This window comes from Amycolatopsis sp. Hca4 (genome assembly GCF_013364075.1).
In the GTDB taxonomy this organism is placed as follows: Bacteria; Actinomycetota; Actinomycetes; order Mycobacteriales; family Pseudonocardiaceae; genus Amycolatopsis.
The window spans coordinates 10,127,295-10,141,548 of record NZ_CP054925.1; the positions used below are offsets into that span (position 1 = coordinate 10,127,295).

Sequence of the window (14,254 nt, forward strand, 5' to 3'; positions counted from 1 at the left end):
CGGGGGAGCCGTGCTCGTTCCCACGTCGAGGGACCGGCCACCGTCGTCACCGGCGCCACACCGCTCCGCGTTGCTCGTACTCCAGCACCGATTCCACGCCCACGGCCACTTCGGCGCCGAGTTCCCGGGTCACCAGCCAAAGGGCGAGGTCCAACCCCGAGGTGACCCCGCCCGCGGTGACGAGGTCGCCGTCGTCGACGACGCGGGCGTCGATCACCCGTGCCTTCCGGGCGGCGAGGTCGGCCTTGGCGAGGTGGTGCGTGGTGCACGGGCGGCCCTCGGTCAGGCCGGCCGCGGCGAGCACCAGGACGCCGGTGCACACCCCGGCGATGACGGCGTGCCGGGTACGGCCGAGGTCGCGCAGGAACTCCTCGTCCTCGATCAGGGCGTTGACCCCGGGGCCGTCCTTCGCCGCGTACCCGCCGCCGGGGACGAGGAGGACGTCGCCGCCGGCGTTCGGGTTCCAGGTCGCGGGCACCGCGAACTGCGTGCCGAAGGTGCCGGTCACCACGCCCGGCGCACCGCGCTTGACCAGCCTCACCTGGACTTTGCCGCCCTGGTGCCCGGCGTGGCCCAGCACGGCGAGCGGACCGACGACGTCCTGTTCTTCGACGCCGTCGAAGAGCAGGATCTGCACGCGGAGGGTCCCGCGCGCGGCCGAAGCGGTGCCTGCGGTGGCGAGCGAGGCGAGGGCGGCGGTGCCCGTCGAGGCGGCGGAGAGCCGGAGGAAGTCCCTGCGTTCCATCGGTGACGCCTTTCTGCCGGGGAGGGTCGCTCCAGCAGTCGTGCGCACCCTCGGCGGAGTTCCCGGGACCGGCGATACCGATCGTTCTATCCGCTAAACTGGCAAGATGGCGCCGAACGCTCGAGGTCAGGTCTCCGAAGCGCGGTCGAGGCTGCTCGCGACGGCCACGCGCATCTTCTACGCCGAGGGCCTGCACTCCGTCGGGATCGACCGGGTCGTCGCGGAGGCCAAGGTCACCCGCGCCACGCTGTACCGGCACTTCCCCAGCAAGGACGACCTCGTCGTCGCGTACCTCCAGGGTGTCCACGAGATGGAGCGCGACGGGATCGACAAGGTCATCGCCGGTGGCCTGCCGGCGGTCGACGCCGTGCGGGGGATCGCCGGGGTGATCGCCGACGGGATCGGGTCGCCGCACTTCCGCGGCTGCGCCTTCCTCAACGCGGTGGCGGAGTACCCGGATCCGGCCCATCCGGTGCACCAAGCCGTCCTCGCTCATCGCGATTGGTTCCGCAGCACGGTCACGGACCTGCTCGCGCAGGTGGGGGAGACCCCGCCCGAGCCCGCCGGGCGGCACTTCGTGATGTTGCGCGACGGCGCGATGGCGGCCGGTTGCCTGGGCGATCCCGCCGAAGTCTGCGCCACGTTCCTCCAGGGTGTCGACGGGATCCTGCAGCACCGCCTCGACGCCGCGGGGAACTGACGCGGCCATCCGCCCCGGCTGCCTGAACGCGGTCCACCCTCGCCGGGGTGCCCGTGCGTCGCCTGCTGCCCGTCTCCGCGCGCGGAAGCCGCGCGTAAGAATTCAGATAGAACGTTCGGTCTTGACTTCGGACGGCGCCACCGCCAGGCTGACATGAGATAGAACGTTCGGTCTTGCGAAAGGGATCATGGTGACTACTGTCGACTCGCCCGCCGTTGGTGGGTTCGCCCCGGCGCTGCGCCGGTTGTACTTCGTGCGGTTCGCGTTCGCCATCGTGTGGGCGGTCCTGGTGTTCCTGACGACCAAGTCGGGCCTGGGGGCGATCGGCGTGGCACTGGTCGTCGTCTACCCGCTCTTCGACGTCGGTTCGGCCGTCGTGGACGCTCGCTCGGCGAAGGGGAACGGCTCGGTCACCGGGCTGTACGTCAACATGGCGATCAGCCTGCTCGCCACCATCGGCATCGGCGTCGCCGCCGCGTCGGGCATCCCGGCGGTGCTGCGGGTGTGGGGTGCCTGGGCGATCGTGGCCGGTCTGGTCCAGCTGGTCGTCGGCATCTCCCGCCGCAAGATGGGCGGCCAGTGGCCGATGATCCTCAGCGGCGGCATCTCCGTGCTGGCCGGCGCCAACTTCGTCATCAGCGCCTCCGCGGCGAACCCGGCACTGTCCGGGGTGGCCGGTTACGCCGTCCTCGGCGGCATCTTCTTCCTCGTCTCGGCGATCCGGCTCGGCCGCGCCGCGAAGGGGAATTGACATGTCGACCTACGACGTCGTCGTCATCGGGGCCGGCCCGGTCGGGGAGAACGTGGCCGACCGGGTGGTGCAGGGCGGGCTGACCGCCGCGATCGTCGAGCGGGAACTGGTCGGCGGTGAGTGCTCCTACTGGGCGTGCATGCCGACCAAGGCGCTGCTGCGCAGCGGCGCGGCCCTCCGCGCGGCTCGGCAGGTGCCTGGCGCGCGGGAAGCGGTGACCGGCGAGCTGGACGTGGCCGCCGTCCTCCACCGTCGCGACGAGTTCGCGTCGCACTGGAACGACGAGGGCCAGGTCTCCTGGCTGGACTCGGTCGGGGTCCCGCTGCTGCGCGGGCACGGCCGGATCGCCGGTGACCGGGTCGTCGAGGTGACCGCGGCCGACGGCACCGTCACGAGGCTGACCGCGCGGCACGCGGTCGTCGTGGCCACCGGCAGCGGCGCACTCGTCCCGGACATCGAAGGCCTCCGCGACGCCAAGCCGTGGACGAGCCGCGAAACCGTGGCCGCGAAGGAGGTTCCGGCCCGGCTCGCCGTCATCGGCGGCGGGGTGGTGGCCTCGGAGATGGCGACGGCGTTCAGCGAGCTGGGCTCGTCGGTGACGATGCTGGCCCGTGACGGCGTGCTGCACCTCAACGAGCTGTTCGTCGGCGAGCACGTGACAGCCTCGTTGCGGGACAAGGGCGTTTCGGTGCGCGTCGGCGCCGAGGCCGGGTCCGTCAAGCGCCACGACGACGGCACGGTGTCCATCACGCTCACCGACGGCGAGCAGATCGAAGCCGACGAACTGCTCGTCGCGATCGGCCGCACGCCGAACACCCAGGACCTCGGCCTGGACACGATCGGCCTGGAGCCGGGTGCCTGGCTCACGGTCGACGACACGTTGCGGGTCAACGACTGGCTGTACGCGGCCGGCGACGTCAACCGGCGGGTTCTCCTGACGCACCAGGGCAAGTACCAGGCCCGCGCGGTCGGGGACGTCATCGTGGCCCGCGCCAAGGGCGAGCCGGTCGACGACGCTCCTTGGGGCCGGCACGCGGCCACCGCCGATGAACGCGCGGTGCCCCAGGTCGTCTTCACCGAGCCGGAAGTCGCGTCCGTCGGCCTCACCGCGGCCAAGGCCGTGGCGGCCGGGCTGAACATCCGCATCGTCGACTACGACCTGGCCGCCACCGCGGGATCCGCCCTGCACGCCGAGGGCTACCGCGGGCAGGCCCGGATGGTCGTCGACGAGGACCGCAAGGTGATCGTCGGCTGCACCCTGGTCGGCCCGGACGTCGCGGAGATGATCCACGCGGCCACCGTCGCGATCGCCGGCGAGGTGCCGATCGACCGGCTCTGGCACGCGGTGCCGGCTTTCCCCACCGTCAGCGAAGTGTGGCTGCGGCTGCTCGAAGCCTACGGCCGCTGACCCACCCGGCCGGTGTCCGTGAGCGCCGACCGGATGGCGCGCTCGACGATGTCCTCGAGGGCTGCCGGGATCGGCCGGTCGGCGCCGAGGTAGCGGCGGACGGCGGCGTACGGCAGGTCGACGACGATCAGCAGGATCTCCGCCGTCGCCCGCCCGGTCGCCGTCCGGAGGCCGGTCACCAGGCCGCGGATCTGCCGGTCCCAGCGCTCCTGGTCGGCCTGGCGCGCGTCCCGCCTCTCCGCGGGCCAGGCGGCGGGTTCGAAGGAGGCGAGGCCGGCCAGCAGCACGCGGGCGTCGGCCGGGTGGTCGCGGCACCAGCTCACGGTCCGGCGCCCGAGTGCGACCGCCGCGGCCACCGGCTCGCCGTCGAAGAGCGGGTACAGCTCGTCGTGGAAGCTCTGCACCGCCCGGTTCCAGACGGCGGCCAGCAGGGCCGCCCGGTTGGGGAACCGGTGGTAGACGGAGCCGCTGGACACCGCGGCTTCCCGGATCACGCCGGCGATGGTGATCGCGTCGGCGCTTCCCGCGGAGAGCAGCCGGGTGGCCGCGTCGAGGATCGCCGACGTGTCGTGGACGAGGCGTGGCATGCGTTGACGATAGCGAACGCGCCTTCTAGAGTGCGCCCTCTAGAGAGTCTCGTCTAAGGAGCGTCATGCAGAGCCTCGTCGTCACCGGTCCGCGCGGCCTCGAGTGGCAGGACCGCCCGGCGCCCGGCCTCACCGCGCCGGGCGACGCGCTGGTGCGCCCGATCGCCTCGTCCGCCTGCGATCTCGACCGGCGGCTGGTGGTGTCGCCGTCGCCGTTCGAGGCGCCGTTCGCCCTCGGCCACGAAGCGGTCGGCGAGATCGTCGACCTCGACGGCGACTCCCCGTTCCGGATCGGGCAGCGGGTGGTCATCCCGTGGCACATCAGCTGCGGCACGTGCGAGAACTGCCGGCGCGAGCTGCCGGGTGCCTGCGCTTCGGTGCCGCGCCTGGCCTCCTACGGCACGAGCGCCGGCGGGCTGTGGGGCGGGCTGTTCGACGAGCTGGTGCGCGTCCCGTGGGCGCGGTACAACCTCACGCCGCTGCCGCCTGCCGTCGATCCGGTGGTGGCCGCCTCGGCCTCCGACAACCTCACCGACGCCTTCCAGGCCGTCCGGCCGGTCCTCGACGCCCGGCCCGGCGCCGAAGTGCTCGTGGTCGGGGGGACGGCCAGCCTCGGGCTGCTGACCGTCCTGAGCGCCGTCGCGCTGGGCGCGGAGAAGGTCACCTACTTCGACGTCGACGAAGCCCGGTGCGCCAAGGCCGCGGCCGCGGGCGCGGCCGTCATCGCGGCCGACGCGTACCCCGATCGGCTCGACGGCTCCTTCGACCTGGTCGTGGACGCCTCGGCGGCGAGCGCCGGCCTCCGGTGCGCCCTGCTCTCCACCCGGCCGGGCGGCACGTGCGTGCTCCGGTCCGTCTACTTCGGAGAACCGCGGCTGCCGTACTTCTCCCTGTACGGCACGGGAATCACCCTCGTCGTCGGACCGCCGCACGCAAGCCCGCACGTCCCCGCCGTCCTCGAGCTCGTCGAAGGCGGCCGCTTGGACCCGTCGCCGATCCTGGCCGGGCCGTTCGGCTACGAGGACGCGGTCGAGGTGCTGCTGGACCCGCCGCCGGGCAAGCCGGTCTTCATCCGTTGATCGACACTGTGTCGATTATTGTCGACGAGGTGTAGAGTCGACGTCATGACGAAGCGGACGTTCCTCATCACCGGCGCGAGCAGCGGCCTCGGGCGCGCCTTCGCCGAAGGCGCGCTGGCCGCAGGCCACACCGTCGTCGGCACCGTGCGCAAAGCCGCCGACCTGGCGGCCTTCGCCGAGCTGGCGCCCGGGCGCGCCCACGCGCGGCAGCTCGACGTGACCGACGACGAGGCGGTCTCCGCCGTGGTCGCCGAGGTCGAGCGCACCGTCGGCCCGATCGACGTGCTCATCGCGAACGCCGGCTACGGGCACGAGGGCGTGTTCGAGGAGTCCCCGATGGCCGAGCTGCGTGCGCAGTTCGACGTCAACGTGTTCGGGGTGGCGGCCACCGTGCACGCCGTGCTGCCGGGGATGCGGAAGCGCCGCTCCGGCCACATCTTCGCGGTGAGCTCGATGGGCGGCCTGATGACCGTGCCCGGGCTGGCGTACTACTGCGGCAGCAAGTACGCGGTGGAGGGCATGCTCGAAACCCTGGCGAAGGAGGTCGCCGGGCTCGGGGTGCGCGTGACCGTCATCGAGCCCGGTTCGTTCCGGACGGACTGGGCGGGCCGCTCGATGGTCCGCAGCGAGCGGACGATCGCGGACTACGACGAGCTGTTCGAGCCGATCCGCGCCGCCCGCCAGGCCGCGAGCGGCCACCAGCTGGGCGATCCCGCCAAGGCCGCCGCGGCGGTGCTCGAGGTGGTCGAGGCCGAGAAGCCGCCGGTGCACCTGGTGCTCGGTTCGGACGCGTTGCGGCTCGTGGCGAGCGGCCGGGCGGCGGTGACCGCCGACATCGAGGCGTGGGCGGAGCTCTCGCGGTCCACGGACTTCCCGGACGGCCACCAGATCGCGACGGCCGGTGCCTGAGCCGGGGCGCCGGCGCGCCGCACCGTCCAAAGGGGACCTCCGCGAGGCGAAGATCCTCGAAGTCCTCGAGGAACTGCTGGCGGGCAAGAGCTTCGACGCGCTGACGACCAACGACATCGCCGAGCGCGCCGGGCTCTCCCGCGCGTCGGTGTACTTCTACTTCAGCTCGAAGCAGGAGGCGCTCGTCGCGCTCTTCGCCAAGACCGTCGAGGCGTTGCACGAGAAGTCCCGCGCGGCGGCCGCCGACCCGGCCGCACCCCGCGACGCGATCGCGACGGCCCTGCGGCGCACCCGCGACCGGTGGCACGAGCACGGCCTGATCATGCGTGTCGCGATCGACCAGTCCTCGGCCATCCCCGAACTGGGCGCGCTGTGGCAGCGGACCGCGGACATCTTCATCGACGCCATCACGACGATCCTGGTCCGTGCCGGAGTCGCGGACGAGGAAGGACCCGCCGGTGCACGGGCCATCGCGGGCGCGCTGTGCTGGATGATCGAGCGGACGTTCTACCACGCGTCGGCGGTGTCGGCGGCGGCGCTCGACGAGGCGGCCGAGACCTGCCGGGTGGTGTGGCTGCGCACGGCGGGCCTCCCGTCCTGACCGGCCGGCTGTCACCCGATGCTCCGCTGACGTCGTCCGGCCCGCGTCGCTATCGTGGCGTCATGGATTCGGCGCCGCCGCTGCTGGTCTGGTACGCGAGCTACGGGTCCAACATGTACGCCGCGCGGTTGCGGTGCTACCTCGAAGGAGGAACGCCGCCCGGCGCCCGGCGCAGCTACCTCGGGTGCCGCGATCGCAGTCCCGTGCGGCGGATCGTCGCCAGCGAGTTCCCCGGCGGGGTCTACTTCGCGACGGAGTCGCCGGTCTGGCTCGGTGGCCGGGCGTTCTTCGACCCGGCGCTGCCGGGCCGGGCGGCGATGCGGTCCTACCTCGTAACCACCGGGCAGTTCTCCGACATCGCGGAGCAGGAGATGTACCGCCAGCCGGGCCCGGACCTGGATCTGACCACTGTGCTGCGGACGGGCCGCGACCAGCTCGGGCCCGGGCGCTACGAAACCCTGCTGCACCTCGGTGACCTCGACGGCCATCCCGTCCTGACGTTCACCGCACCGTGGTCGGCGGCGGAGGTCGAGAAGAACCCGCCCTCGGCCGCCTACCTGGCCATGCTCGTGGGAGGGCTGCGCGAAGCGCACGGGTGGTCCGCGTGGGAGATCGCCGGATACCTCGCGCCGCTGCCCGGGGTGCGGGACCACTGGACCGTCCGGGAAATCGCAGGGTTGGCGTCACCGGTCGATCCGTAGCCGTTCGGGCGGCGAAACTGCCCTGATTACTCCCGTTCGCACGACGTTCCCCAGGCCGCCGTCCCGCCGGGTGTAGAAGGTGGTGCAGGGGAACGGGGGGGGGACAGCGTGAAGCGGACGACGTGTTGCGTGGTGGGCGGCGGCCCGGCGGGCATGGTGCTGGGACTGCTGCTCGCCAGGGCCGGCGTCGAGGTCACGGTCCTGGAGAAGCACGAGGACTTCCTGCACGACTTCCGGGGCGACACCGTGCACCCGGCGACCCTGCAGCTGCTCGACGACCTGGGGCTGGGGGAGCGGTTCGCGCGGCTGCCCCAGACCCGGATCACCGAAGTCGTCCTGCCGGACGAAGCCGGTGGGGTCCGGCGGATCGGGGATTTCGGTGCGTTGCGCAAGTGGGGCGTGCGGCACCCGTACGTGGCGATCGTCCCGCAGTGGGACCTGCTGGACCTGCTCGCCGACGCCGCGCGGGCCGAGCCGGGGTTCCGGCTCGAAATGGGGACCGCGGTGACCTCGCTCGTCCACGAGGGCGGCCGGGTTGCCGGGGTCCGCTACCGCAGGGGCGGGGCGGAGGCCGAACGCGAGCTCCGCGCCGACCTCACGGTGGTGTGCAACGGCCGGAATTCCGTCCTGGCCGCGGCGGCGGGGTTGCGCGTCACCGAGATCGACGTCCCGTTCGACACCTGGTGGTTCCGGCTCTCGCGTCGCGACGGCGAACACGTCGGCCGGCTGACCCGGCGGCCGGGCCGGGGCCGGTTCGCGATCGTCATCCCGCGGGAGGGCTACTTCCAGATCGGGTACGTCGCGCGCAAGGGCACCGACGGCCGGCTGCGTGCTCGCGGCATCGACGCGTTCCGGCGCGACGTGGCCGAACTGCTCCCGGAGTACGCCGACCGGGTCGGCGAGCTGGTCTCGATGGACGACGTCAAACTCCTCGACGTCCTGCTCAACCGGCTGCGCCGGTGGCACGTCGAAGGCCTGTTGTGCCTCGGGGACGCCGCGCACGCCATGTCGCCGGTCGGCGGCGTGGGCATCAACCTCGCCGTCCAGGACGCCGTCGCGACCGCGACGCTGCTGGCGGAGCGGCTGCGGCGGGGTGCGGTGCGCGGGGCCGACCTCGCCCGGGTCCGGCGGCGCCGGTTGCCGTCGCTGCTGCTGGTGCAGGCCCTGCAGCGGATCATGCACGCCGACCTGGCCGGCCCCCTCGTGTCCGGCGGCCAGGCCGGCCCGGCGGGCCCGCTCCTGACCGCGGCACGGTGGTGGCCCGCCTTGCAGACGGCGGCGGTCTACCTGGTCGGCGTGGGGTTCCGTCCGGAGCGGGCCCCGGCGTTCGCCCGGCGCGGCCGCGTTCAGGCGTACCGCGTCGGCCGGGGGAAGCGCGCGGCCATGGCCGCGGCGAGCACCGCTTCGAAGTCCGGCGGCGGTGTCCATTGTGGAGGGACGGCGGCCGGAACGGGTTCGCCGCGCACCACCCGGCCCAGCGAGTACTGCGCGAAGGCGACGTAGCGGTCGGTGTCCGGGCCCGGATCCCGGAGGCGCTGCAGCGCGGCGCGGTACCGCTCGGCGAGCCCGGTGTCCGGCACGAGGTGGAGCAGCGGGTCGTCGCCGGCGGGCAGCCTCGCTTCGCGCGTGAAGCTCGTCAGCCGGCGCAGCATGAAGGCCGCGACGGTTCCGTCGGTGAGCTGGCCGGTGATCTCCTGGACGTCGTCCGGGTCGTAGACGTCGATGGCGCGGGTGTTCCCGTTCCTGGCGGCGGCCCGGGGCACGAAGGCGTCGCAGCGGACGCCGAGTTCGTTCGCGATCACCGGCACGTCGTCGGCGGGGACGTTCCACACCGCCGCGACCTGCGGGCGCCGCCACCACTGGTCCCGGGTCGGATTCACCCGGTCGATGACCTTCCGGTACTCGACCTCGACGCCGGGCAGGCCGCGCAGCCACTCCGCCAGCGCGTCGGCGGCCACGTCGATCCGCTCCGCGCCCCGGACGGTTTCGTCCGCCGTCCGCAGTTCCACCTCGACACCGGCGGGTTCGGCGAGCTTCACGTGGTCGACGACGGCGATCGACCGCAGCGCCCCGGCCCGCGTTGCCCCGGACACGAGCTTGACCAGCACCTGCGCCGGGTGCGGCCCGGGTTTCAGCTCGGCCCACCGTGCGTCGGAGCGCAGGCTCCACGGCAGCACGACCGACAGCACCAGGCCGAGGGCGGCGAGAATGCAGCCGAGCACCAGCGCGGTGTGCCCCATGGCCGCCCAGCCGAAGAAGACGACGACCAGGGGCAGCACGATGACGACGAGCAGCGGGCCCGCGACCGCGAACGGGATGGCCAGGCTGCCGGCCCACGTCTTCGTCAGCAGCTGCCTGACGCTCGGCACGAACACGAGCCGAACCGTCCCGGCCGACGTCGTCACCACCGGGCGCAGCGCCTCGGGCACCGCTGAGGAAACGTCCACCGGCATTCCCCTCGCTCGGACCGCAGATCGTCCAGGCTAGCTCGGGCCGCCCCGGCCCGTGACCGGATTACTGACGCCGCAGCCGGCGTCAGTTCGTGGCGGCCGTGGCCGGGATCGTCGAGCGGCGCCGCTCAGCGCGGGGAACGGCCGAGGAGCCGACGGTCCCGCCGGGGCAGGACCGTCTGCGCCAGGTGCCGCACGACCGGCGGCTCACCGGAGACGGTCAGGTCCCGCACGCGCTGGTCGAGCTGGCGGTCCAGCTCCGTCGACCGCTCGTAGTGCTGGCGCAGGTGCTCGTCCCAGCTCGCCACGACGAACTGCTCCACGAACCGCTCCGGCTCGTCCAGGTCGCGGTGCAGGCGCCACCGCGTCGCGCCGCTGCGTCGCCGGGCCCAGCCGACCGGCTGCATCGCCCGCTCGAACTCCGCGGCTCGCGGCGCCGGGACCCGCCATTCGACCTGGACCTGCACCGGGCCGGACACGGTCGCCGCCGCCGGGGGTTCCGGCCAGTAGTGGGTGCGGCCCAGCTCGAAGGTGCTGTCGGGCAGCCGCAACGCGCGGCCGCCGGCCAGCGCCGCGACGACCAGGCCGGCACCGGGCACGGCGAACGCCGTCGCGAGCCCGGCGACGTCGGCGACGAACCCCCACACCAGCGCGCCCAGTGCCTGGCCGCCCATGAACACCAGCTGGTAGTAGGCGAGCGCGCGGGCTCGTGTCCACGCGGGCAGCAGCAGCTGGGCCGCGGAGTTCAAAGTGGACAGCACGGCGATCCACGCGACGCCGGCGAGGAACAACGCCACCACCACCGCGGGCAGTGACCCGGTCAGCCCGGCGACGAGGTCGGCCAGGCCGTAGAGCACCGTGCCCGCCGCGATCACGGTGTTGGTGCCGAGCACCGTCCGCAGCGACGGCAGGACGACGGCCGCGGTCACCGCGCCGGCGCCGAGGCAGGCCAGCAGCAGGCCGTAGCCGCCCGCCTCCAGGCGCAGCGGGCCGCGGGCGAGCGACGGCAGCAGTGCCCACAGCCCGCCCGCGAAGAGCATGAACGACGCCGAGCGGGCCAGCACCGTCGCGAACGCCGGTGCGCTGCGCACGTACCGGGCGCCCGCGCGCGTCGCCGCGACGAGGCGTTCCGCGCCGAGCGGGCGTTCGGCGCGAGGCCGCCGCCACGCGAAGATGACCGCGAGCACCCCGAGGAAGGAGACGGCGTTCAGGGCGAACGTCGCCTCCGCGCCGACGGCGGCGATCAGCACGCCACCGAGCGCCGGCCCGAGCGCGCGGGCGATGTTGGCGTTGGCGCTGTTGAGCAGCGCCGCCTGGGCGATCTCCGCGCGCGGGACGAGCTCGGGCTGGATGGCCTGGAAGCTCGGGACCGACAGGGCCTGGCCGACAGCCATGGTCGCGGTGAGCGCCAGCAACGAACCCGGCGAGACGTGGTGCGCGGCGGTGACCGCGGCCAAGGCCGCGGCCCCGGCGAGCATGACGGTCTGGCCGGCCAGCAGCAGCCGGCGCCGGTCGAAGATGTCCCGAGCGCCCCGGCCGGGACGACCAGGAGGAACACCGGCAGCGTCATGGCCGTCTGGACGAGCGAAACCTCCAGCGCGGACCCGCCGAGGTCGCCCATCAGCCACTGGGCGCCGACGGTCTGCGCCCACGTGCCGACGTTCCCGGCGAACTGGGCGATCCACAGCGCCCGGTACATCCGGCGCCGCAGCGGTGCCCACGCCGTGGCGGCCGGCATGCGTCAGCTCGCCGTCACGGCGGTTTCGAAGGCCAGGCCGTCGTCACCGGCGTCGACCCGGACCGCGGTGCCCGCTTCGAGACGGCCTTCGAGCAGCATGGTGGAAAGCCGGTTGTCGACGTGGCGCTGGATCGCCCGGCGCAGCGGCCGGGCCCCGAACTCCGGCTCGTACCCGGTTTCGCTGAGCCACCGGATCGCCGCGGGGGTGAACTCGACCGTGACGCCCTGGGCGTGCGCGCGCCGCTTCGTGCGCTCCAGCAGCAGTTCGGTGATCCGGTCGAGCTGCTCGGGCTCGAGGCGGCGGAAGACGATGATCTCGTCGATGCGGTTGAGGAACTCCGGCCGGAAGCTCTCGCGCAACCGCCGCATCAGCCGCTCGCGCAGGTGGCCGCCCGGGTCGTCGCGGACCGGGCCGAAGCCGAGCGCGCCCTGCGTGGAGCTGGTGACCAGGTCGGAGCCGAGGTTGCTGGTCATGATCAGCACGGTGTTGGCGAAGTTGACGGTGCGGCCGCGGCCGTCGGTGAGCCGTCCGTCGTCGAGCACCTGCAGCAGGATGTTGAACACATCCGCGTGCGCCTTCTCGATTTCGTCGAGCAGGACGACGGAGTAAGGCCGGCGGCGGACGGCTTCGGTGAGCTGGCCGGCGTCGTCGTAGCCGACGTAGCCCGGCGGGGCGCCGATCAGCCTGCTGATCGTGTGCCGCTCGGAGTACTCGCTCATGTCGACGCGGATCATGTGGTCCTCGTCGCCGAAGAGGGCTTCGGCCAGCGCCCGGGCCAGCTCGGTCTTGCCGACGCCGGTCGGGCCGAGGAACAGGAAGCTGCCGAACGGCCGCCCCGGCTCGGCCAGCCCCGCCCGGGACCGGCGGACGGCTTCGGCGACCGCGTCCACGGCCTCCTCCTGCCCGACGACCCGGCCGTGCAGGTGCTCTTCCAGCTTGAGCAGCCGATCGCGTTCGGACTCGGTGAGCCGCGCCGCCGGGACCCCGGTCAACCGGGAGACGACTTCGGCGATGTCGGCGTCGGTGACCTCCTGGACGCGGTCCGGGGTGCGCCCGTCCGCCGGTTCGATCCGGGCCCGCAGCTCGGTGATCTCGTCGCGCAGCGCGGAAGCGCGTTCGAAGTTCTCCTCGGCGATGGCCTGGTCCTTGTCGCGCTGCAGCTGCTCCAGCCGGGTCTCGAGGTCGCGGACGCGGTCGGGGCGGGTGCGGGAGCGCAGCCGGACCCGGGCGCCGGCCTGGTCGATCAGGTCGATGGCCTTGTCCGGGAGGAACCGGTCGGTCAGGTAGCGGTCGGACAGGTCCACCGCGGCCTGCAGGGCCTCGTCGGAGTACCGGACCTGGTGGTGGGCTTCGTAGCGGTCGCGCAGGCCGCGCAGGATCTCGACGGCGTCTTCGACGCTGGGCTCGGGCACCAGGATGGGCTGGAACCGGCGTTCCAGCGCCGGGTCGCGTTCGATGCCGGTGCGGTACTCGTCGAGGGTGGTCGCGCCGACGACGTGCAGCTCGCCGCGGGCCAGGGCCGGCTTGAGCATGTTCCCGGCGCCCTGGCCCCCGCCTTCGCCGCCGCTGCCCGCGCCGGCGATCGTGTGCAGCTCGTCGATGAACACGATCAGCCGGTCCCGGTTGTCGCGGATCTCCTTGAGCAGCGCGGACATCCGCTCCTCGAAGTCGCCGCGGTAGCGGGTGCCGGCGACCATGGCGGTGACGTCGAGCTGGACGACGTGGCGGCCGCTGAGGATGTCGGGGACGTCGTCGTCGGCCAGCCGCTGGGCCAGCCCTTCGACGATCGCGGTCTTGCCGACGCCGGCCTCGCCGATCAGCACGGGATTGTTCTTCGTGCGGCCGGAGAGCACCTCGATGGTCTGCTCGATCTCGTCGTCGCGGCCGATGACCGGGTCGATCCGGCCGGCGCGCGCCCGCTCGGTCAGGTCCTCGCCGTACTGGTCGAGGGTGGGGGTACTGGGCCGGGCGGGCTGGGGCGGCCCGTCGGCGGTGCTTTCGTGCAGGCGGTCGCGGGTCGCGCCGGCCTCGCGCAGCCGGCGGCCCGCTTCGGAGTCGGGGTTCATCGCCAGCGCGAACAGCAGGTGGTCCGGCCCGATGTAGGAGGAGCCCAGCCCGCGGGCCAGCTGGTGCGCGTCGAGCAGGGCCCGCTTGGCCGCCGGGGCCAGCCCGGTCGGCGGCGTCGCTTCCTCGTGGCCGCCGCAGTCGCGTTCGAGCTGCCCGGCCAGCTGCCGCGGATCGACGCCGGCCCGTTCGAGCAGCTGGGCGGTCGCCGGGGTCTTGGCGGCCGCCCACAGCAGGTGCTGGGTGTCGACGTGCGGCTGTCCCCACGCGGCGGCGCGGTTGGCCGCCTCGGCGACCAGCGACCTGGCCTGTTCGCTGAGCAGGCGGGTGATGTCGACGGAGTACGCCCGCCGTCCCGGCGAAGCCTGGCCGAAGAACTGGGCGAGGAACTGGTCGAGCGGGCTGTCGCCCTGGCCTCGGGGGAGGAAGCCGGTCATGCGGATGCACCGTCCTGAGCGATCGGGGACGGGCCCCGCGCCGGAGCCCATCGGCTGCGGCTACCCCGGCCGCCGGGGCACAA

Annotated in this window: 11 protein-coding genes and 1 pseudogene; 8 read left to right on the forward strand and 4 right to left on the reverse strand. The window is 73.4% G+C overall.

Annotation, left to right across the window (positions count from 1 at the left end; genetic code table 11):
- Window positions 1–46: 46 nt before the first annotated feature.
- Entirely contained in the window at window positions 47–745 is a 699-nt protein-coding gene (locus tag HUT10_RS45875) for a DJ-1/PfpI family protein (protein WP_176176942.1), read from the reverse strand.
- 106 nt (window positions 746–851) lie between these two features.
- On the opposite strand from HUT10_RS45875, the gene HUT10_RS45880 reads away from it, so the two are divergent.
- The 3 genes from HUT10_RS45880 (at window position 852) to HUT10_RS45890 (ending at window position 3,604) form a co-directional block, all read left to right on the forward strand.
- Window positions 852–1,445, forward strand: a complete 594-nt coding sequence (locus HUT10_RS45880) for a TetR/AcrR family transcriptional regulator (protein WP_176176943.1) — start codon at window positions 852–854, stop codon at window positions 1,443–1,445.
- 187 nt (window positions 1,446–1,632) lie between these two features.
- Entirely contained in the window at window positions 1,633–2,196 is a 564-nt protein-coding gene (locus tag HUT10_RS45885; protein WP_176176944.1) for a hypothetical protein, read from the forward strand.
- A 1-nt stretch (window position 2,197) separates the two neighbouring features.
- Entirely contained in the window at window positions 2,198–3,604 is a 1,407-nt protein-coding gene (locus HUT10_RS45890; protein ID WP_176176945.1) for an NAD(P)/FAD-dependent oxidoreductase, read from the forward strand.
- Here the strand turns inward: HUT10_RS45890 and HUT10_RS45895 are convergent.
- Window positions 3,592–4,191: a TetR/AcrR family transcriptional regulator gene (locus tag HUT10_RS45895; RefSeq protein WP_176176946.1), complete on the reverse strand. Its 600-nt coding sequence runs from the start codon at window positions 4,189–4,191 to the stop codon at window positions 3,592–3,594. The two genes, HUT10_RS45890 and HUT10_RS45895, sit on opposite strands and share 13 nt — an antisense overlap.
- A gap of 65 nt (window positions 4,192–4,256) precedes the next feature.
- Here HUT10_RS45895 and HUT10_RS45900 point away from each other — a divergent pair, with 65 nt between their 5' ends.
- The 5 genes from HUT10_RS45900 to HUT10_RS45920 all read left to right on the forward strand — a co-directional run bounded on the left by HUT10_RS45900 (window position 4,257) and on the right by HUT10_RS45920 (window position 8,984).
- Window positions 4,257–5,270: a zinc-binding dehydrogenase gene (locus HUT10_RS45900; RefSeq protein WP_176176947.1), complete on the forward strand. Its 1,014-nt coding sequence runs from the start codon at window positions 4,257–4,259 to the stop codon at window positions 5,268–5,270.
- A gap of 45 nt (window positions 5,271–5,315) precedes the next feature.
- Entirely contained in the window at window positions 5,316–6,179 is an 864-nt protein-coding gene (locus tag HUT10_RS45905) for an oxidoreductase (protein ID WP_176176948.1), read from the forward strand.
- Window positions 6,172–6,780, forward strand: a complete 609-nt coding sequence (locus HUT10_RS45910; protein ID WP_176176949.1) for a TetR/AcrR family transcriptional regulator — start codon at window positions 6,172–6,174, stop codon at window positions 6,778–6,780. Before HUT10_RS45905 ends, HUT10_RS45910 begins: the two co-directional genes overlap by 8 nt.
- A 62-nt stretch (window positions 6,781–6,842) precedes the next feature.
- Entirely contained in the window at window positions 6,843–7,481 is a 639-nt protein-coding gene (locus HUT10_RS45915) for a histone deacetylase (protein WP_176176950.1), read from the forward strand.
- A 108-nt stretch (window positions 7,482–7,589) separates the two neighbouring features.
- On the forward strand, window positions 7,590–8,984 hold the full coding sequence (locus HUT10_RS45920) for an FAD-dependent oxidoreductase (RefSeq protein ID WP_303247014.1): 1,395 nt from the start codon (window positions 7,590–7,592) through the stop codon (window positions 8,982–8,984).
- Between the two features lie 1,075 nt (window positions 8,985–10,059).
- On the opposite strand, the pseudogene HUT10_RS45925 reads toward HUT10_RS45920, so the two are convergent.
- Window positions 10,060–11,669: pseudogene (locus HUT10_RS45925) on the reverse strand (MFS transporter).
- Window positions 11,670–11,672: 3 nt separating this feature from the next.
- Window positions 11,673–14,171 carry an ATP-dependent Clp protease ATP-binding subunit gene (locus tag HUT10_RS45930; RefSeq protein WP_176176951.1) on the reverse strand — a complete coding sequence of 833 codons (2,499 nt, stop codon included), beginning with the start codon at window positions 14,169–14,171 and terminating at the stop codon, window positions 11,673–11,675.
- Window positions 14,172–14,254: the final 83 nt, after the last annotated feature.